Origin of the sequence: Streptomyces sp. NPDC012825 (assembly GCF_042900925.1) — a bacterium.
Classification (GTDB): Bacteria; Actinomycetota; Actinomycetes; order Streptomycetales; family Streptomycetaceae; genus Streptomyces.
In genome coordinates this window covers 13,991-32,303 of record NZ_JBIBBZ010000009.1, presented here as the reverse complement: position 1 = coordinate 32,303, position 18,313 = coordinate 13,991, and the positions used below count along the sequence as shown (strand labels likewise).

Sequence of the window (18,313 nt, the reverse complement as noted above, 5' to 3'; positions counted from 1 at the left end):
GTGACAGCGTGCCACCCCGACCCCGGGTGGAGAAGCCCCTAGGGGTTTCTCCCCCATACGGGCCAGGGGCCGTTCGTACCGGCGGAGGAGGAGAACTCCCCTTCCCGTTCCTTAACTTGAACTTACGAACCCGCCCATCGCTCCGAGGAGAGAAAAGTGACGACGGCTGTGACCACCCCCAGGCACGGGGGTACTGGAGGGGCTACGGCCGTCGTCGCGCGGGCGCGGCAGGTCGTGAAGGCGTACGGCTCCGGGGAGACCCGGGTCGTCGCCCTCGACTCCGTCGACGTGGACATCGCCCGCGGCCGGTTCACCGCGATCATGGGGCCCTCGGGCTCCGGCAAGTCCACCTTGATGCACTGCCTCGCCGGGCTCGACACCGTCACCAGCGGGCAGATCTTCCTGGACGAGACCGAGATCACCGGTCTCAAGGACAAGAAGCTCACCCAGCTCCGCCGGGACCGGATCGGCTTCGTCTTCCAGGCGTTCAACCTGCTGCCGACCCTGAGCGCGATCGAGAACATCACGCTCCCGATGGACATCGCGGGCCGCCGGCCGGACGCCGACTGGCTGCGCCGGGTCGTGGACACCGTCGGTCTGTCCGAGCGGCTGAAGCACCGGCCGAACGAGCTCTCCGGCGGTCAGCAGCAGCGCGTGGCCGTGGCCCGCGCGCTCGCCGCCCGGCCCGAGATCATCTTCGGGGACGAGCCGACCGGGAACCTCGACTCGCGGGCCGGCGCCGAGGTCCTCGGCTTCCTGCGCACGTCGGTGGACGAGCTGGGGCAGACCATCGTCATGGTCACCCACGACCCGGTCGCCGCCTCCTACGCCGACCGCGTCCTCTACCTCGCCGACGGGAAGATCGTGGACGAGATGGAGCGGCCCACCGCCGAGGCCGTCCTGGACCGCATGAAGGACTTCGACGCGCGCGGGCGGACCTCATGAGCGTCCTCAAGACCTCCCTGCGCAACTTCCTCGCGCACAAGGGCCGCATGGCGCTCTCCGCCGTCGCCGTCCTGCTCTCCGTCGCGTTCATCTCGGGCACCCTGGTCTTCACGGACACGATGAACACGACGTTCGACAAGCTCTTCGCCACCACCGCCTCCGACGTCACCGTCAGCCCGAAGGGCGCGTCCGACGACGAGACCCCGCAGACCGGCCGTCCCGAGACCCTCCCCGCCGCGCTCCTGGAGAAGGTCGCGGAGGCGGAGGGCGCCCGGAACGTGCGGGGCGCGGTCACCTCCCTGAGCGTCACCGTCGTCGACGCGAGGAACGAGAACGTCGGACCCACCGGCGGCGCCCCGACGATCGCCGTCAACTGGACCCCGAACGAACTGCGTTCGGTGGAGATCGTCTCCGGCCACGAGCCGCGCGGCCCCACCGACGTCGTCGTGGACGGCGCCACCGCCGAGAAGCACGGCCTGAAGCTCGGCGACGAGCTGCGGACCATCTCCGTCACCGGCGACTTCACCGCGAAGATCTCCGGCATCGCCGACTTCAAGGTCACCAACCCCGGCGCCACCCTCGTCTACTTCGACACCGCCACCGCCCAGCGCGAACTGCTCGGCGGGGAAGGCCTGTTCACACAGATCACGGCCGACGCCGCGCCCGGCGTGAGCGACGACGCCCTCAAGGCGGGCATCGCCGCCGCCCTCGGCGACGGCTACGAGCTCCAGACCGCCGCCGAGGCCGCCGACGCGGGCCGCGCGGAACTCGCCGGGTTCCTCGACGTCATGAAGTACGCCATGCTCGGCTTCGCCGGGATCGCCTTCCTCGTCGGCGTCTTCCTCATCGTCAACACCTTCTCCATGCTGGTCGCCCAGCGCACCCGCGAGATCGGCCTCATGCGGGCCGTCGGATCGAGCCGCGGGCAGGTCAACCGCTCCGTCCTGATCGAGGCGCTGCTCCTCGGCCTGGCCGGCTCGGCCGCCGGCGTCGCGGCGGGCGTCGGCCTCGCCGTCGGCCTGATGAAGCTGATGTCCGCCGTGGGCATGGAGCTCTCCACCGGCGACCTCACCGTGAAGTGGACGACCCCGGTCGTCGGCGTCGTCCTCGGCGTCGTCGTCACCGTCCTCGCCGCCTACGTCCCGGCCCGCCGCGCCGGGAAGATCTCCCCGATGGCCGCCCTGCGCGACGCGGGCACCCCCGCCGACGGAAGGGCGGGCCGGGTCCGGGGCGGGATCGGCCTCGCCCTCACCGCCGCCGGAGCCGCCGCCCTCGTGGCCGCCGCCCGCGCCGAGGAGGCCGCCCCCGGCTCCGCCTGGCTCGGCCTCGGCGTCGTCCTCTCCCTGCTCGGCTTCGTCGTCGTCGGCCCGCTCCTCGCCGGCGGGGTCGTCCGCGTCCTCGGCGTCGTCGTCCTGCGGGTCTTCGGACCCGTCGGCCGGATGGCCGAGCGCAACGCCCTGCGCAACCCGCGCCGCACCGGCGCCACCGGCGCCGCCCTCATGATCGGCCTCGCGCTCGTCGCCTGCCTGTCGGTGGTCGGCTCCTCCATGGTGGCCTCCGCCACCGAGGAGCTGGACCGCTCCGTCGGCGCCGACTTCATCGTGCAGTCCGGCACCGGGCAGCCGATCGTGCCGCAGGCGCAGGCCGCCCTGGAGAAGGCCCCCGGCATCGACCACGTCACCGAGTACAGGTGGCTCGACGTCACCGTCACCGACCCGCGCGGGAAGAAGACCGAAGAGGGCCTGGCCGCCGCCGACCCGACGTACCCGGGGGACCTGCGCCGGGAGACCACCGCCGGGCGGCTCGCGGACGCCTACGGGCCGGGCGCCATGTCCGTCGGCAGCGACTACGCCACCGCGCACGGCGTGAAGGTCGGCGACGTCCTGACCGTCGCCTTCGAGGGCGGGAAGCCGGCGAGGCTGAAGGTCGCGGCGATCACCTCCGACCAGGGGAACGTCGACAACGGCGTGATGTACACCGACGTCGCCACCGCCGCCCGGTACCTGCCCGCCGACCGGATGCCGCACAGCCTGCTGCTGCTCGCCGGCGCGAAGGACGGCCAGGAGACGCGGGCGTACCAGGCGCTCAAGGACGCGCTCGCGCCCTACCCGCAGTACAAGGTCAGCAACCAGGCCGACTACAAGGAGGAGCTCCGGGACCAGGTCGGGCAGCTGCTCAACATCGTGTACGGGCTCCTCGCCCTGGCGATCGTCGTCGCGGTCCTCGGCGTCGTGAACACCCTGGCCCTGTCGGTGGTCGAGCGGACCCGCGAGATCGGCCTCATGCGGGCCGTCGGTCTCTCCCGCCGCCAGCTGCGCCGCATGATCCGCCTGGAGTCCGTGGTCATCGCCCTCTTCGGCGCGCTCCTCGGCCTCGGCCTGGGCATGGGCTGGGGCACCGCCGCCCAGAAGCTCCTGGCCCTGGAGGGCCTCGGCGTCCTGGACATCCCCTGGCCGACGATCCTCACCGTCTTCGTCGCCTCGGCCTTCGTGGGCCTCTTCGCGGCCCTGGTCCCGGCGTTCCGGGCGGGACGCATGAACGTCCTGAACGCGATCGCGAGCGAGTGACCCGTCCGGAGGGACGAGTACGGCCCCGGTGCGCGCGCACCGGGGCCGTACGGCTGCTCAGACCGTGAGCACGGGCACGTCGTACCGGGGGATGTGCTTGTCCCGGGTGACGAGCGTGAGCCCCTCGGTCTGCGCCTGGGCGATCAGCATCCGGTCGAAGGGGTCGCGGTGGTGGGGCGGGAGCCTGCCGGCGCGGATGCCGTGTTCGGCGGTGACGGGGAGCGGCCTGAGCTGGCAGTCGCGGGCCAGTTCCGGCAGTTCGGCCGGTCCGTCTAGCTTGCCGAGGGCCTGCTTGACGGAGAGCTCCCACGGGGTGACGGCGCTGACGTACGCGTGCTCCTCCGTGTCGAGCAGGTCCTTGACGTCGTCGGAGAGCTGTGGGGAGTCCAGCAGCCACCAGAGGACGACGTGCGTGTCGACGAGCAGCTTCACTCCGTGGTGCCTTCCGCGTCGAGCCCGAAGGCCTCGGCGAAGCCGGGGTCGTCGGAGAGGTCGTCGAAGTCGTCGTGGAGGACGACGGGCGCGGTGAGGGAGCCCCGGGCGGTGCGCCGGACCTTCCCCCGGAGGGGGATCACCTTCGCGACCGGTTCCCCGGACTTGCTGATGATCACCTCCTCGCCGGTCGCGACCGCCTCCAGGATCTTGGAGAAGTGGGTCTTCGCCTCGTGGACGTTGTACTGCCGGGTGTACTGCCGGGCTGCTTCCATCGCGGCCTCTCACAGCTAGGTGGAGCAAGGGTGGACTAAGTGCTGGACTAATCTTAGTCGTACAAGCCGCCCGCGAACCAGCCGCTTCACTCTCCCGAGTGGCCGGGTTCCTTCGGGCGAGTGACAGTGGCACGTCGTAGGCTGGGAACGCCCGGGCCGGACGCGTCCGGGACCACCCGGCCCGTGCGACGTGTCGGGCCGTTCGCGTTGTCCGCACCTCCAGTCCCGGGATGGAAAAACCCCATGAGCCTGCACGGTCTGCTCGACGCCGTCGTCAAGGACGCCGCCCTCGCCGAGGCGGTGAAGGCCGCCGCCGACGGGAACCGGCCCCACGTGGACCTGGTCGGCCCCGCCGCCGCGCGCCCGTTCGCCGTGGCCGCGCTCGCCCGGGACTCGGGGCGCCCGGTCCTCGCGGTGACCGCGACCGGCCGGGAGGCCGAGGACCTGGCCGCCGCGCTGCGCTCGCTCCTCGACCCCGACACGGTCGCCGAGTACCCCTCCTGGGAGACCCTGCCGCACGAGCGCCTCTCGCCCCGCTCCGACACCGTCGGCCGCCGTCTCGCCGTGCTGCGCCGCCTCGCGCACCCGCGCGACGACGACCCGGCGGCCGGTCCCGTCAGCGTGGTCGTCGCGCCCGTCCGCTCGGTGCTCCAGCCGCAGGTCAAGGGTCTGGGCGACCTGGAGCCGGTGGCGCTGCGGTCGGGGCAGACGGCCGATCTGAACGAGGTCGTGGCGGGCCTGGCGGCCGCCGCGTACTCCCGGGTCGAGCTGGTCGAGAAGCGCGGCGAGTTCGCCGTGCGCGGCGGCATCCTGGACGTCTTCCCGCCCACCGAGGAGCACCCGCTCCGGATCGAGTTCTGGGGCGACGACGTCGAGGAGATCCGCTACTTCAAGGTGGCCGACCAGCGGTCCCTGGAGGTCGCCGAGCACGGCCTGTGGGCGCCGCCCTGCCGCGAGCTGCTCCTCACCGACTCCGTACGGGAACGGGCGGCGGCCCTCGCCGAGGAGCACCCGGAGCTGGGCGAGCTGCTCAACAAGATCGCGGAGGGGATCGCGGTCGAGGGCATGGAGTCCCTCGCGCCGGTCCTCGTCGACGACATGGAGCTGCTGCTCGACGTGCTGCCCGAGGGCGCCATGGCCGTGGTCTGCGACCCCGAGCGGGTCCGGACCCGGGCGGCGGACCTCGTCGCCACCAGCCAGGAGTTCCTCCAGGCCTCGTGGGCGGCGACCGCCGGCGGCGGGGAGGCCCCGATCGACGTCGGCGCCGCCTCCCTGCGGGGCATCGCGGACGTCCGGGACCGGGCCCGCGAGCTGGGCATGCCCTGGTGGTCGGTGTCGCCGTTCGCCGCCGACGAGGCCGACGCGGACGGCGACGTCCTCGCCCTCGGCATGCACGCCCCCGAGTCGTACCGGGGCGACACCGCCCGCGCGCTCGCCGACACCAAGGGCTGGCTGGCCGACGGCTGGCGCACGGTCTACGTGACCGAGGCCCACGGCCCCGCCTCCCGCACGGTCGAGGTCCTCGGCGGCGAGGGCATCGCCGCCCGCCTCGACTCCGACCTCACCGGGATCGCGCCCTCGGTCGTCCACGTGGCCTGCGGCTCCATCGACCACGGCTTCGTCGACCCCGGCCTCAAGCTGGCCGTCCTCACCGAGACCGACCTGTCCGGGCAGAAGGCGGCCGGCAAGGACGGGCAGCGGATGCCCGCCAAGCGGCGCAAGACGATCGACCCGCTGACCCTGGAGGTCGGCGACTACATCGTGCACGAGCAGCACGGCGTCGGCCGGTACGTCGAGATGGTCCAGCGGACCGTGCAGGGCGCCACCCGCGAGTACCTGCTCGTGGAGTACGCGCCCGCGAAGCGCGGCCAGCCCGGCGACCGGCTCTACATCCCGACCGACCAGCTCGAACAGGTCACCAAGTACGTGGGCGGCGAGGCGCCGACCCTGCACCGGCTCGGCGGCGCGGACTGGACGAAGACGAAGGCGCGCGCCAAGAAGGCCGTCAAGGAGATCGCCGCCGACCTGATCAAGCTGTACTCGGCGCGGATGGCGGCCCCCGGCCACGCCTTCGCCCCCGACACCCCCTGGCAGCGCGAACTGGAGGACGCCTTCCCGTACGTGGAGACGCCCGACCAGCTGTCCACCATCGCCGAGGTGAAGGAGGACATGGAGAAGACCGTCCCCATGGACCGCCTGATCTGCGGCGACGTCGGCTACGGCAAGACGGAGATCGCGGTGCGGGCCGCCTTCAAGGCCGTCCAGGACGGCAAGCAGGTCGCGGTCCTCGTCCCGACGACGCTGCTCGTGCAGCAGCACTTCGGGACCTTCTCCGAGCGGTACTCGCAGTTCCCGGTGAAGGTGCGGGCACTGTCCCGCTTCCAGACGGAGAGCGAGTCGAAGGCGACCCTGGAGGGGCTGCGCGACGGCTCGGTGGACATCGTCATCGGCACCCACCGCCTCTTCTCCTCCGAGACGAAGTTCAAGGACCTCGGCCTGGTCGTCGTGGACGAGGAGCAGCGGTTCGGCGTCGAGCACAAGGAGCAGCTCAAGAAGCTCCGGGCCAACGTCGACGTGCTCACCATGTCCGCCACCCCCATCCCCCGCACGCTGGAGATGGCGGTCACCGGCATCCGCGAGATGTCCACGATCACCACCCCGCCGGAGGAGCGCCACCCGGTCCTCACCTTCGTCGGCCCGTACGAGGAGAAGCAGATCGGCGCCGCGATCCGGCGCGAACTCCTGCGCGAGGGCCAGGTCTTCTACATCCACAACCGGGTCGACTCCATCGACCGGGCGGCGGCCCGGCTGCGCGAGATCGTGCCCGAGGCGCGGATCGCGACGGCCCACGGCCAGATGTCGGAACAGGCCCTGGAACAGGTCGTGGTCGACTTCTGGGAGAAGAAGTTCGACGTGCTCGTCTCCACGACGATCGTGGAGTCCGGCATCGACATCTCCAACGCCAACACCCTCATCGTCGAGCGCGGCGACAACTTCGGGTTGTCGCAGCTCCACCAGCTGCGCGGCCGGGTCGGGCGTGGCCGCGAGCGCGGATACGCGTACTTCCTGTACCCGCCGGAGAAGCCGCTGACGGAGACCGCGCACGAGCGGCTCGCGACGATCGCCCAGCACACCGAGATGGGCGCGGGCATGTACGTGGCCATGAAGGACCTGGAGATCCGGGGCGCGGGCAATCTGCTCGGCGGCGAGCAGTCCGGCCACATCGCAGGCGTCGGCTTCGACCTGTACGTGCGGATGGTCGGCGAGGCCGTGGCCGACTACCGGGCCTCGCTCGACGGCGGCGCGGAGGAGGAGCCGCCCCTGGAGGTCAAGATCGAGCTGCCGGTCGACGCGCACGTGCCGCACGACTACGCGCCGGGCGAGCGGTTGCGCCTCCAGGCCTACCGGGCCATCGCCTCCGCCAACTCGGAGGAGGACATCAGGGCCGTACGGGAGGAGCTGACCGACCGCTACGGCAAGCTGCCCGAGCCGGTGGAGAACCTGCTCCTGGTGGCGGGCCTGCGGATGCTGGCCCGCGCCTGCGGGGTCGGCGAGATCGTCCTCCAGGGCCCGAACGTCCGCTTCGCCCCGGTGGAGCTGCGCGAGTCCCAGGAGCTGCGCCTCAAGCGCCTCCACCCGCGCACGGTCGTCAAGCCGGCCGTCCACCAGATCCTGGTCCCGCGCCCGACGACGGGCAAGATCGGCGGCAAGCCGGTGGTGGGCCGCGAACTCCTCGCGTGGACGGGGGAGTTCCTGACGACGATCCTCGGGTCGTGAGGCGCGGGGGGGGGGGGGGGGGGGGGGGGGGGCGCCCCCCCCCCCCCCCCCCGCCCCCCCCCCCCCCCCCCCCCCCCCCCCCCCCCCCCCCCCCCCCCCCCCCCGCCCGCCCCCCCCCCCCCCCCCCCCCCCCCGGCGGCCCCCCCCCGGGGGCCGCCCGCGGGGGCCCCCGGCCCCCCCCGCCCCTGTCTGGTGTTTCGCGGTGTGCTGCTGTGTCAGGTGTTCAGGGCCTGTTCGACGGTGGGGTGGCAGTCGATGACGGGGTCGACGCCGATCAGGTGCAGGACGCGCTGGACGGCTTCCTGGGCGCCGGCGATGCGCAGCCAGCCGTGTGCGGCGGTCAGGTACTGGTGGGCGAGGATGAAGGCGTTGATGCCGCTGGAGTCCATGAAGCTCACGCCCTCCAGGTCCGCCACGACCCTGGGCGCCGCCGCCTCGTCCTGGGGAATCAGGACGTCGGCCAGGGTGTCCTTGGCGGTGTGATCGATCTCCCCGTGCAAAGTCACGACGCGGATGCCGTCGACCATGCGGTGCGCTACGGACAGCCGCTCGGCGACGGCGAGGGCTTCGGCGACCGGCTCGATGACCCACCAGAACAGCTCGGGCTGGGAAGGGTCGCGTTTGATCTTGCGGGAGGTGATGGTGGGTGACCCGAAGTGGGTGGTCAGAGCCCCGCGTTCGATCTCCTGGATCTCACTGTCGCGCATCAGACTCACTGATCGTTTCGAAATGAGGTTCGTAGGCGTCGCAAGCAGATGATGCTGCAGGCGAGTTGGAGCAGTCCCAGGTGGAGGTCGGCGCGTATCTCGTAGCGGATGCGCAAGCGTTTGAACTGGTGGAGCCAGGCGAAGGTCCGCTCGACGACCCAGCGGGTCTTGCCCAGTCCTGAGCCGTGTGGGACGCCGCGTCGGGCGATCACAGGTTTGATGCCGCGAGCCCGCAGGATGCGCCGGTACTTGTCGTAGTCGTAGCCGCGGTCGGCGAACAGCCGGCCCGGCCGGTGCCGCGGCCGCCCGCGCACTCCGCGGATGCGGGGGATCGCATCCGGCAGGGGCTTCAGCTGCGTGACATCGTGCCGGTTTCCACCTGTCAGCGAGACGGCCAGGGGTGTGCCGTGGCGGTCGACGATCAGGTGGTGCTTGCTGCCCGGCCGCGCGCGGTCGACCGGCGAAGATCCGGTGTGAGCCCCCCTTTCAGGGCCCGGACGTGCGAGCCGTCGATCGCGCAGTCGTCCATGTCCGGCAGGCCTGCCTTGCGCAGCTCGGCCAGAAGGACTTCGTGCAGGCGGGGCCAGACGCCGGTCTCTGTCCAGTCCCGCAACCGCCGCCAGGCGGTCACCCCGCTGCAGCCGGTCAGCTCGGCGGGTATGTCTCTCCGGCTCACGTTCTTGCGCAGCACGTAAACGATGCCCCGCAGAGCCACACGGTCGTCCGCCGGCAGGCGCCCCGGATATCGGTGGCGTCGCGGAGGCCGGGACGGCAGCAGCGGGGCGATACGTTCCCACAGGCCATCAGGCACAAGACCGTCCGACACCCGCACCACTCTGCCGCCGCCCGACCCGACTGCCAAGCCCCTACGCCGAACTCATTCTGAAACGATCAGTTGAACTGGGTCGACCCGGAGGACTGGAAACAGTGGCGAGCCATACTGACGCGCCTTCGCGCAGTGCTTGCCCCGCCACCCCCTTCCATTGCTCTCTTCGATGTTCAGCCGTAACGAGGCGTCACTCAGCACGGAAGTTGTGCCAGAACCTCAAAACGGACAGCAGATGTTCACCACTTCGGGAGGCACTGCGCGTGGAGATTGTTCGATTCGCTACGGGCTCAGCACCTCAGAGGGCGCTCCTGCCGGTCCGAGATTCCGGGTTCGGCTCTCGTTAGGCTACGAGGACCTCCACGCCGAGTGTCTTGAGTTGCTCGATGACCGTGTCGTGAGGATCGGCGTCGGTGATCAGTCCGGTGATCTTCTCCCACGGCAGGACGCGGTACGGCGAGGCCGTACCGATCTTCTCGCAGGAGGCGAGGATGTAGGTGTCTGCGGCCCGCGCGGACAGGGCACGCTTCATCGCCGCCTCCTCGGCGTCCCCCGTGGTCAGTCCGGTCTCGGGGTGGACGCCGGTGACGCCGAGCAGGCACAGATCGGCGGAGACGTTCTGCGCGGCCTCGACCGCGGCGGCGCCGCAGGTGACCGCCGAGTGCTTGAAGACACGCCCCCCGAGGAGGAAGAGCTCCGCCCGCGGGTGGTCGATCAGAGCCGTGGCGATCGTCGGGCTGTGGGTGATCACCGTGCAGGCGAGGTCTTTCGGGAGCGCCCGCGCCACGGCGAGGGCGGTGGTGCCGCCGTCGAGGATCACCACGCCCCCGGGCCGCACCAGGCCGGCGGCCGTCGCGGCGACCTTCCGCTTGCCGTCCGGGGCCACCGTCTGCCGGGCGTCGTAGTCCACGACTGCGGGAGACGCGGGCAGCGCGCCACCGTACACCCTTTGGCACAACCCCTCGGCGGCGAGATCGCGAAGGTCACGCCGCACGCTGTCCTCGGAAAGGCCCAGTTCGGCGGCGACATCCTTGGCCACGATCTTTCCCGTGCGGGCGAGCAGATCGAGCAGGTGCCTGCGTCGTTCAGCAGCCAGCATTCACGTTCCTTCCTGTTCTTGCACGATTCTGCATGTATCTTAACCGTCATGACCGACAAGCCCCTGCTCATCCTCATCGCAGGTCCCTATCGTTCCGGCACCGACGGCGACCCGCAGGCCATGGCCGCCAACCTCGCCCGCCTGGAAACCGCGGCCTGGCCCGTCTTCACGGCCGGGCATCTCCCCGTGATCGGCGAGTGGATCGCCCTTCCCGTCCTCCGCTCCGCCGGCGCGGGCCCCACCGAGCTCCTCGCCGACCAGGTGCTCTACCCGACCGCCGACCGGCTGCTCGCCCATTGCGACGCCGTGCTACGCCTGCCGGGCGAATCCGCTGGCGCCGACCAGGACGTCGCCACCGCCCGCCGCCGCGGCCTGCCCGTCTACCACGACGTCGCCGAGATTCCGCGCCGCACCACGCAGGAGTCCGTGTGACGAGCAGCCCGGGTGTCGACACCCCCGATCACCGCGGACGCACCGATCTCCACCTCGCCGGACGCGACCTCGACCGCAACCCCGACGTCCGGATACGCGACGTCGAACTCACCTCCCAGGGCTGGCATGTCCTGCGCCGCACCACCTTCGACTACCGGCGCCGCGACGGACGGTGGGAGACCCAGCAGCGCGAGACCTACGACCGCGGCAACGGCGCCGTCGTCCTGCCCTACGACACCGAACGCAGCCGTGTCCTGCTCACCCGCCAGTTCCGCTACCCGGCGTACGTGAACGGCCACCCCGACGGCATGCTCATCGAGGCGGCGGCCGGACTGCTCGACGCGCAAGACCCGCACACCGCGATCCGCCGCGAGAGCGCCGAAGAACTCGGCATCAGACTCGGCCCGCTCACCCATGTGCTCGACGCCTACATGAGCCCGGGCTCCGTCACCGAGCGCCTCCACTTCTTCGCCGCCCCCTACACCCCGGCCGACCGGACCGGCACGGGCGGAGGACTCGAGGAAGAGGGCGAGGACATCGAAGTCCTCGAACTTCCCTTTGCCGAGGCCCTCGCCATGACCCGCGACGGACGCATCACCGACGGCAAGACCATCCTGCTCCTGCAATGGGCAGCCCTGTGCGGGCCCTTCGCGGACCGGCGGACCTGTCACCCTGGGCAGATCCCGGCTGTACCGTTGCCCGGCGACGAGTCGCCGGGCACATCGAAAAAGAACGGCTGAAGTATGCGAGATCGGGAAAAACCAGCCGACCGGGGCCGGCTTACGAGACGGGCCCGGCCCCGACAGAGTCGGAGGGCCGGGTCCGTCTCGTACACGTAGCCGAAGACCGCCACGGGGCTTCGCGGCTCCCGCGCGCCGGTGGCTAGCAGGCCACTCACGCACGGGCACCGGGGCTCGCCACCTGCTTGTCGTCACGAAATGCGAGTATTTGTGACCTTTGTCATTCTTGTGGGCGAGGTGCTCGCACCCGCCTGCCCGCCGCGCCCGCGCAGGGGTCGTCCGTCGGCGACCGACGCGGAAGCGGATACCGGGAGGGTTGCCCGCACCCGGACAGGACACGGCCCGGACAGTGCAGAGACCGGACAGTGAACAGGGAGCCGCAATGCCTTTCGTGACGACGCGCGACAACGTGGAGATCTTCTACAAGGACTGGGGGAAGGGGCGTCCGGTCGTGTTCATCCACGGCTGGCCGCTCAACGGCGACGCCTGGCAGGACCAGCTCAAGGCGGTCGCCGATGCCGGCTACCGCGGCATCGCGCACGACCGCCGCGGCCACGGCCGCTCGACCCCGGTGTACGACGGCTACGACTTCGACACCTTCGCCGACGACCTCAACGACCTGCTCACCCATCTGGACCTCCAGGACGTCACCCTCGTCGCGCACTCCATGGGCGGTGGCGAACTCGCCCGCTACATCGGCCGCCACGGCACCGCACGCATCCGCTCCGCCGTGCTGCTCTCCGCCGTTCCGCCGCTGATGCTGCAGACGCCCGACAACCCCGAGGGCGTCCCGCAGTCGGTCTTCGACGACATCAAGGCGGGCATCCTCAAGGAGCGCTCACAGTTCTGGAAGGACACCGCAGTCGGCTTCTTCTCCGCCAACCGCGAGGGCAACGCGGTCACCCAGGGCAACAAGGACGCCTTCTGGTACATGGCCATGGCCCAGACCATCGAGGGCGGCGTCGACTGCGTCGACGCGTTCGCGGCCACGGACTTCCACGAGGACCTGAAGAAGTTCGACATCCCGACCCTCGTCGTCCACGGCGACGACGACCAGGTCGTACCCATCGACGCCACCGGCCGCAAGTCCGCCGCCATCATCCCGGACGCCGAACTCAAGGTCTACGGCAACGGCTCCCACGGCATCGCCCTGGTCCCCGGCGACAAGGAGGCCTTCAACCAGGACCTCCTCCAGTTCCTGAAGAAGTGACCGGCTGACCAGACGCACGGCACGCCGTCAGGGGTGTGGCAGCAGTAGCCGCGCCCCCGCGGCGTTCCGCCCGCGCGGTGGTCTACCGCCAGAGGCACTCGTACCGGGCGTCTTCGGCGGCGGCGCGGTGGTGGCCAGAGCAGCATGGATCCGGCGCGGGGCGATGCACGCGGCGGGCCAGGAACTCCGAGGGACGGTCGAGCAGGTGGTTCCCATCGGTGACGGGATCGTCGGGCTGGTCTCCTTCCGGGAAATCGACGGCCGCTCTGCGGGGAGTGGGGGTGGACTTGGAGGCCAGAGAGGAGATCTTCGTCGCCGTCACGGAGATCGAGCTGCTGACCCGCCGGGTACCCTCCCCATGCCGGAGGACGGCAGGCCTCGAGGTGTCGCGCCGGCCACGTGACGGCCGGCGTGCCCACGTCGTCACGGATGACGGGAGGCGGTGTGGCGATGTCGCGGCTTGGCGAGCCGGATCCGCCGGTGCGTACTGCCCGGTGACCGACTCCTGGCTGCGCGAGCTTCGGTACCTGGAGCAGCGTGTGCTTCCTGCCCTGGCCCGGGCCGCCATGGTTGCCGTGGACCGGTTCGTAGAGAATGCGTTCGTGGTGACGGGTGAGACCTGCCTCGGGGCGGCCGGCACCCCCGAGCCGGCCGGCCCGACGGAGCCCGACCACCAGCACGCTGTGGGCCTCGCCGGGCGGCCCTGGCGTCCTGATGCGCCACATCTGCAGGCAGGAGGTTTGCCGCCCTTCGCGGGAGAGTGCCTGCGGCCGGGCCCGCACGGACCCGCAGCCCGCTCGCGGCCGCGGTGGTCGGCGCCCTCGATGCCTATGGCGTGATCGTCCTCCCGCCGAAGTCCGGGTGGGGCTACCCGGACCGGGAGAACGTGAGGGCGCACGTGGTGCTCGGTGGGATACAGAACAGCGACTGGTGTCGCTGACCGCGCGGTGACGTGTGAGACCTTGGGCCCAGGCGGCCCGGGGTCTCGTGGCGGTGGAGCGCGCATGACCGTTCAGGCAGGTCGTTTGGGGGTGGGGATTGCGGCCGGGTCGTGGAGCAGTTGCAGTACGCGCTGTAGGTCGGGGCGCTTGCTGGTTCCCGCGCGGCTGACGGTGAAGATGGAGCGGGACAGGGGCTGGAGCAAGGGGTGGAGGCTGAGGAACTCGGTGGTGTCGGGTAGTGCCATGCGTGGGATGAGGGCAGTGCCCGCTCCCGCGGCGACCAGGGCCGCCAGCACGCTGAAGTCGCTGCTGCGGGTCCTGATGTCCGGGACGAAGCCGGCTGCGCCGCAGGCGCGTTGGATCATCTCGTAGCAGGAGGTCTCCGGCCCCGGGGTGAGCCAGGGCAGGTCTGCCGCGTGGGACAGGTCCACCGGCTGGCCGGGCTCCAGGCCCAGTTCGCCGGCCTGGCGGGGATGCAGGGCAAGCAGCACCGGTTCTTCCATGAGGAGAGTCTGCTCGTAGGTGGCGGGGAAACGGCGTGGCAGCGAGGTGTAGCTGTGGACCAGAGCGAGGTCGGTGGAACGCTTGTGCAGTTCGTCGAGGGCTTCGTCGGGTTCCCGCACGGACAGTCGCAGCGACAGCTCAGGGGTGGAATCGGTGCCGGCCAGTCGTTGCCACAGGGGCGCGACGAGGGTGCGGGCGGCGGAGGCGAAGGCGGTGATCCGCACGATGCCGCGCCGGCCGCTCTGCAGGGCGGCCAGGCCGGACTCGGCCGCCGCGAGTTCCGCGAGGATGATCTCGGCATGGGCCACCAGCAGTTCCCCGGCTGTGGTCAGGCGCAGCGTACGTCCCTGTTTCTCCACCACCGGTGTGCCGGCCTCCTTCTGCAGGGCGGCAAGGTGCTGGGAGACCGCGGGCGGAGTCAGATGAAGCGCCTCGGCGGTGGCCGCGACGGTCCCGTACGTGGCGAGGTGCTGAAGGATGCGCAGACGGCGTACGTCGAGCACGGTCTACTCCTTGGTCGGGCCGGGGCCGGAGACGGATTCCATGGTGCGGTGCGGACTGCGCGTGTTCTCGCCGTCTGTGGTCACGGGCTCGTCGGCCGCTGCCCTGCCGGGGGTACCTTCCCGTTCTCTGCGGGGCTGCTGTGTCTGATTGCGTCGGTTGATCATGACTACTCCCGCTACGCTGACCGCTCCGCCCACCAGCTCGATGAAGTGGGGTACCTCGCCCAGCCAGACGAAGGCGATGATCAGGGCCGCCGGCGGGACCAGGTATAGGGCGGCGGTGGAGGCGGCGAGCGGCAGTCGGGCGACGGCATAGGCCCATATGACGAAGCCGAGCGCGGAGGGAAGCAGACCCAGGTAGAGCGCACAGGCCAGGGCGTCGGCCGGTGCCTGCAGGGTTGAGTGCCAGGTGGCGGAGGCCAGCGGCAGAACGAAGATCGTGCCGGCGACCATCGCGTAGGTGGCGACCTCCAGGCCGGTGTAGTGACGCAGCAGGGGCTTGGTGGCGACGTGGTACACCCCTTGGACGACGGCGGCGGCCAGGACGACGAGGGCGGAGACGGTGAACCCGCCGGGGCCCTTGGCCATGCTGACGATGGCCGCGCCCGCGAGCGCGACGACGCTACCGAGGACGATGTTGCGGCTCACCCGCTCTCTGAGGAACAGACTTCCCAGCAGCACGCTGAAGGCGGGGACGATCGCGATCAACAGGCTCGCTGTCCCGGCCGCCACGTTCACCTCGCCCCAGTTGAGCAGGAGCTGGTAGGCGGCGATGCCGGTCGCCCCGCACAAGACGATCATGGGCAGATCGCGGAACCGGGGCATGCGGACCTTCGCGAACGGCGCCACCAGCAGCAGGGCGATGGCAGCGATCACGATCCGCAGGAAGGAGAGGGCCTGCACCCCCAGACCGTCGACCCCGACTCGGATGGCGGGAAAGGCCGAGGCCCACAGGACCACGGTGCCGGTCAGGGCGAGGAAGCGAGGGGAAACGAGGCGCGGCTGCATAAGGTCAGCATCCCCATCCGGAAGGTAAAGTTCCAGTTAGATTCGGAAGAAAAATCCGTTAGGCATGCTTAATTGTCGAGCTGCGTCTAGTGCTCTGACTGGGAAGGTTCGCCGGGTGCGACCTCTCGGCTGCGGTCCTGCAGACCGAGCTGGAGCGGCTGCACCACGAGCACGCCCTGGCGCTCACCGAGGAACGCAGCGTCCACTGGCTCGCCGAGGCTCGGCACCGTGAGGCACGCCTGAGAGAACGCGGCTCCCACTTGAGGACCCGCAGCGCGTCCTGGCGACGCGGCCGTCTCCTTCGGCAGGGGCGGTGATTCCCCGTCCCGTGCGGGCGTTCCCAGAGCCTGCCGTGACACGGACAGCTTTCCCGTCTGTGGGCATTAAAGATGCTGAGCACAAAGCCGGCGGGTAGCGCCGCTGGTGGTCCCGCCGGGGCTGACTGCGAGGAGCGCGGCGCCCCCTCCGATAACCCCTCCCACATCTCCTGCACTAACTGCTGCGACAACTCCTGCGACATCTGCTGCATCACATGGTCGGCCGCCCTGGCGTTTGCCCTGCTCACCACGCGTTTTCGGGCATGGTCGGGGGCCAGGCACCCCCCTTGGATCCTCCCTCGCCGCCCACGATGAGGATGGAGCAGGGCTGGGGCGGAGATCGGTCCGGCGGAGGATCGGGCGCCCTTGACGTTGTTGCGCGTCGGCTCGCCTCCGCGCTGCCCGGCCGCTGGAGCGTCCGGGCAGCGAAGAGGGGAGTTGGGACCGGCGACGATGAGTCCTCTGTGCTGGGTGCCGAATCAGAGGGCGGCATGCTCAGCAGTCAACGTCATGCCGCCCGGTCGATGCCGAGCTTGGCGAGAGCGGCGAGTTGGTCGGCGTCCAGCCGGTCCCTTCTGGATTTGGTGTTCGAAATCCATACGCCCAGCTTCACTGTCACCGCCTCCGCCTCACCGTCGACGGCGAGTTGCTCGCTGTGCCCCCTCGGCACCGGCCGGTCGCCTTCCCGCTCTACCCACTGGGTGAGGGCGGCCAGACCTCGCTGGAACGCCTGCTGTGCCTTGCTCGGGCCCTTCGTCGTGCGCGCGGCCGCCGGGGCGGGGGCCGGGGCCTGGTCGGGCTGTACGCCCAGTTTCGACAGCCGTTCCTGCTGCTCGGTCGACAGCCGGGCCCAGGTGCCCGGGTTCTTCTGCCGCTTCAGCCACCGGCCGATGTCGTCGCCCTCGAACAGCACCCCGGGTTCGATGGCCGGCAGGCTGCCGTCGGCGTCGACCAGGTCCGCCAGGACGCGGTAGTGGCGTTGCCAGTCCAGGGGCCACGGGCAGTTCCAGTCCTCGTCGACCGCAGTCAGCTGCTGCGCGCGCACGGCGGCCCGCTCCGGGTCCTTGCCCAGGCCGCCCTTGCGGCGCAGGTTGGCCATGTGCTGGCCGACCGGGACCATTGCCTCGCCCTCGCCCCAGACCGCGTCCTGACGCGGGGCGAGGTGGCCGGTGGCCCGCCGGTAGGAGCGCAGCGTGGCGAGTTTGTTCTCCCAGGCTTCCTCGCCCGGCTCCCAGAGCATCCCGGCCTCCGGGACGTCCAGCAGCGTCTTGCGCCGCTCCTCCAGCTCACCCGCCCGCAGCGCTTTCCTCTGCTGGTGCACCCATCGGCCAAGCGGAAACGCCTTGGTCGCCCCCACTTCGACCTCGATGTCGTAGGGAATGGCGTAGAGGCCGGTGATCTCGTTCTCCGCCCGCCACCGCAGCAGGGCCTGGTAGCCCTCCAGCCACACCAGGGACTCCGGCCGGCATACCCGGGTCCGCAGGAACGCCGCGATGGTCGCCGCGTCGCACGGGCTGGAGAAGTGCAGCAGGGCGGCTTCGGCGACGGCCTGCGTGTCGTCGTCCTCCTGGTCCTCGCCGTCGCCCGCGCCGCCGGCCCCGACGATCTGCCCGTCCTCGTCCCGCCGGACGCGAACCTTGCGCTTCCCGCTCGTAAGCGCCCGGGAAGCGAGCTGGCGGCATGACCAGGGCCTTTCACCAGGAGCACTCCGATGCTGGCCTGGCAAGTACCCCGGTGACGTCGAAACTCGTGAACATCACCCGTCCGTGGTTCGGGGTGTCTCCCAAACTCGTGAACAACTGACGTCAGGACTCTTGATTAAAGCCAACCTGCCACCCGCCTACGCCCAGCGCCTCTTCAACGCCTGTGACGCCGGCGCCGACGACCACGAACTGCGCGCCATCGTCGCCGACGGGCTCAAGGACGTGTACTTCCAGAACGGCGGCACCCGCGCCATCGGCCTCTCCGACGTCCAGCTCACCGACATCGACTACCTCGACCTCGACTACTGAAGCCCCTCCGCGAACAGA

General features: G+C 70.8%; 13 protein-coding genes and 2 pseudogenes. 7 read left to right on the top strand and 8 right to left on the bottom strand.

From position 1 onward, the window contains the following. Nucleotides 1-156 precede the first annotated feature (156 nt). A complete protein-coding gene (locus tag ACFY7E_RS19910) occupies nt 157-945 on the top strand; it encodes an ABC transporter ATP-binding protein (RefSeq protein ID WP_383444238.1) in 789 nt (262 codons plus the stop codon). Further along, the gene (locus ACFY7E_RS19905) at nt 942-3,512 is read left to right on the top strand and encodes an ABC transporter permease (RefSeq protein ID WP_389486595.1); all 2,571 of its coding nucleotides are present in this window, start codon (nt 942-944) and stop codon (nt 3,510-3,512) included. Before ACFY7E_RS19910 ends, ACFY7E_RS19905 begins: the two co-directional genes overlap by 4 nt. Before the next feature lie 57 nt (nt 3,513-3,569). Here the strand turns inward: ACFY7E_RS19905 and ACFY7E_RS19900 are convergent, their stop codons facing one another. Together ACFY7E_RS19900 and ACFY7E_RS19895 are read right to left on the bottom strand one after the other, a co-directional pair. Then, a complete protein-coding gene (locus ACFY7E_RS19900) occupies nt 3,570-3,944 on the bottom strand; it encodes a type II toxin-antitoxin system VapC family toxin (protein ID WP_389486593.1) in 375 nt (124 codons plus the stop codon). Beyond that, nucleotides 3,941-4,219 (bottom strand): type II toxin-antitoxin system Phd/YefM family antitoxin, encoded by a 279-nt coding sequence (locus ACFY7E_RS19895; protein WP_389486591.1) that lies wholly within the window; start codon nt 4,217-4,219, stop codon nt 3,941-3,943. Before ACFY7E_RS19895 ends, ACFY7E_RS19900 begins: the two co-directional genes overlap by 4 nt. 243 nt (nt 4,220-4,462) lie before the next feature. On the opposite strand from ACFY7E_RS19895, the gene mfd reads away from it, so the two are divergent. Further along, nucleotides 4,463-7,996: a transcription-repair coupling factor gene (mfd, locus tag ACFY7E_RS19890; protein WP_389486589.1), complete on the top strand. Its 3,534-nt coding sequence runs from the start codon at nt 4,463-4,465 to the stop codon at nt 7,994-7,996. 215 nt (nt 7,997-8,211) lie between these two features. Here the strand turns inward: mfd and ACFY7E_RS19885 are convergent, their stop codons facing one another. The 3 genes from ACFY7E_RS19885 to ACFY7E_RS19875 all read right to left on the bottom strand — a co-directional run bounded on the left by ACFY7E_RS19885 (nt 8,212) and on the right by ACFY7E_RS19875 (nt 10,628). Continuing rightward, on the bottom strand, nt 8,212-8,703 hold the full coding sequence (locus ACFY7E_RS19885) for an STAS domain-containing protein (RefSeq protein ID WP_389486587.1): 492 nt from the start codon (nt 8,701-8,703) through the stop codon (nt 8,212-8,214). A gap of 5 nt (nt 8,704-8,708) precedes the next feature. Further along, a protein-coding gene (locus ACFY7E_RS19880; RefSeq protein WP_389486585.1) for an IS5 family transposase occupies nt 8,709-9,529 on the bottom strand; the annotation gives its coding sequence in 2 pieces (ribosomal slippage) (nt 8,709-9,190 and nt 9,190-9,529; 822 coding nt in all). Nucleotides 9,530-9,872: 343 nt separating this feature from the next. Continuing rightward, nucleotides 9,873-10,628: a DeoR/GlpR family DNA-binding transcription regulator gene (locus ACFY7E_RS19875; protein WP_389486583.1), complete on the bottom strand. Its 756-nt coding sequence runs from the start codon at nt 10,626-10,628 to the stop codon at nt 9,873-9,875. Between the two features lie 48 nt (nt 10,629-10,676). Between ACFY7E_RS19875 and ACFY7E_RS19870 the strand changes: the two genes are divergently transcribed. The 3 genes from ACFY7E_RS19870 (at nt 10,677) to ACFY7E_RS19860 (ending at nt 13,010) form a co-directional block, all read left to right on the top strand. Then, entirely contained in the window at nt 10,677-11,060 is a 384-nt protein-coding gene (locus ACFY7E_RS19870; protein WP_356548215.1) for a DUF4406 domain-containing protein, read from the top strand. Beyond that, the gene (locus tag ACFY7E_RS19865; RefSeq protein ID WP_389486581.1) at nt 11,057-11,800 is read left to right on the top strand and encodes an NUDIX domain-containing protein; all 744 of its coding nucleotides are present in this window, start codon (nt 11,057-11,059) and stop codon (nt 11,798-11,800) included. The genes ACFY7E_RS19870 and ACFY7E_RS19865 overlap by 4 nt, the downstream gene beginning before the upstream one ends. Before the next feature lie 382 nt (nt 11,801-12,182). Next, nucleotides 12,183-13,010, top strand: coding sequence for an alpha/beta fold hydrolase (locus tag ACFY7E_RS19860; RefSeq protein WP_389486579.1), 828 nt, complete (start codon nt 12,183-12,185; stop codon nt 13,008-13,010). Nucleotides 13,011-14,022: 1,012 nt separating this feature from the next. On the opposite strand, the gene ACFY7E_RS19855 is transcribed toward ACFY7E_RS19860, so the two are convergent. From ACFY7E_RS19855 to ACFY7E_RS19845, 3 genes and pseudogenes are all read right to left on the bottom strand, one after another. Then, nucleotides 14,023-14,958, bottom strand: coding sequence for a LysR family transcriptional regulator (locus ACFY7E_RS19855; RefSeq protein WP_389486577.1), 936 nt, complete (start codon nt 14,956-14,958; stop codon nt 14,023-14,025). A gap of 3 nt (nt 14,959-14,961) precedes the next feature. After that, on the bottom strand, nt 14,962-15,966 hold the full coding sequence (locus tag ACFY7E_RS19850) for a DMT family transporter (protein WP_389486575.1): 1,005 nt from the start codon (nt 15,964-15,966) through the stop codon (nt 14,962-14,964). Between the two features lie 825 nt (nt 15,967-16,791). Next, a pseudogene (locus ACFY7E_RS19845) lies at nt 16,792-17,958 on the bottom strand (helicase associated domain-containing protein); the annotation flags it as partial. 142 nt (nt 17,959-18,100) lie between these two features. Between ACFY7E_RS19845 and ACFY7E_RS19840 the strand changes: the two are divergent. Next, nucleotides 18,101-18,295: pseudogene (locus ACFY7E_RS19840) on the top strand (XRE family transcriptional regulator); the annotation flags it as partial. Nucleotides 18,296-18,313 lie beyond the last annotated feature (18 nt).

Bases quoted from the DNA above. Each gene is read 5' to 3' on its own strand.
- ACFY7E_RS19905 (WP_389486595.1), top strand. From the start codon at position 942: ATGAGCGTCCTCAAGACCTCCCTGCGCAACTTCCTCGCGCACAAGGGC.
- ACFY7E_RS19895 (WP_389486591.1), bottom strand. From the start codon at position 4,219: ATGGAAGCAGCCCGGCAGTACACCCGGCAGTACAACGTCCACGAGGCG.
- mfd (WP_389486589.1), top strand. From the start codon at position 4,463: ATGAGCCTGCACGGTCTGCTCGACGCCGTCGTCAAGGACGCCGCCCTC.
- ACFY7E_RS19885 (WP_389486587.1), bottom strand. From the start codon at position 8,703: ATGCGCGACAGTGAGATCCAGGAGATCGAACGCGGGGCTCTGACCACC.
- ACFY7E_RS19875 (WP_389486583.1), bottom strand. From the start codon at position 10,628: ATGCTGGCTGCTGAACGACGCAGGCACCTGCTCGATCTGCTCGCCCGC.
- ACFY7E_RS19870 (WP_356548215.1), top strand. From the start codon at position 10,677: ATGACCGACAAGCCCCTGCTCATCCTCATCGCAGGTCCCTATCGTTCC.
- ACFY7E_RS19860 (WP_389486579.1), top strand. From the start codon at position 12,183: ATGCCTTTCGTGACGACGCGCGACAACGTGGAGATCTTCTACAAGGAC.
- ACFY7E_RS19850 (WP_389486575.1), bottom strand. From the start codon at position 15,966: ATGCAGCCGCGCCTCGTTTCCCCTCGCTTCCTCGCCCTGACCGGCACC.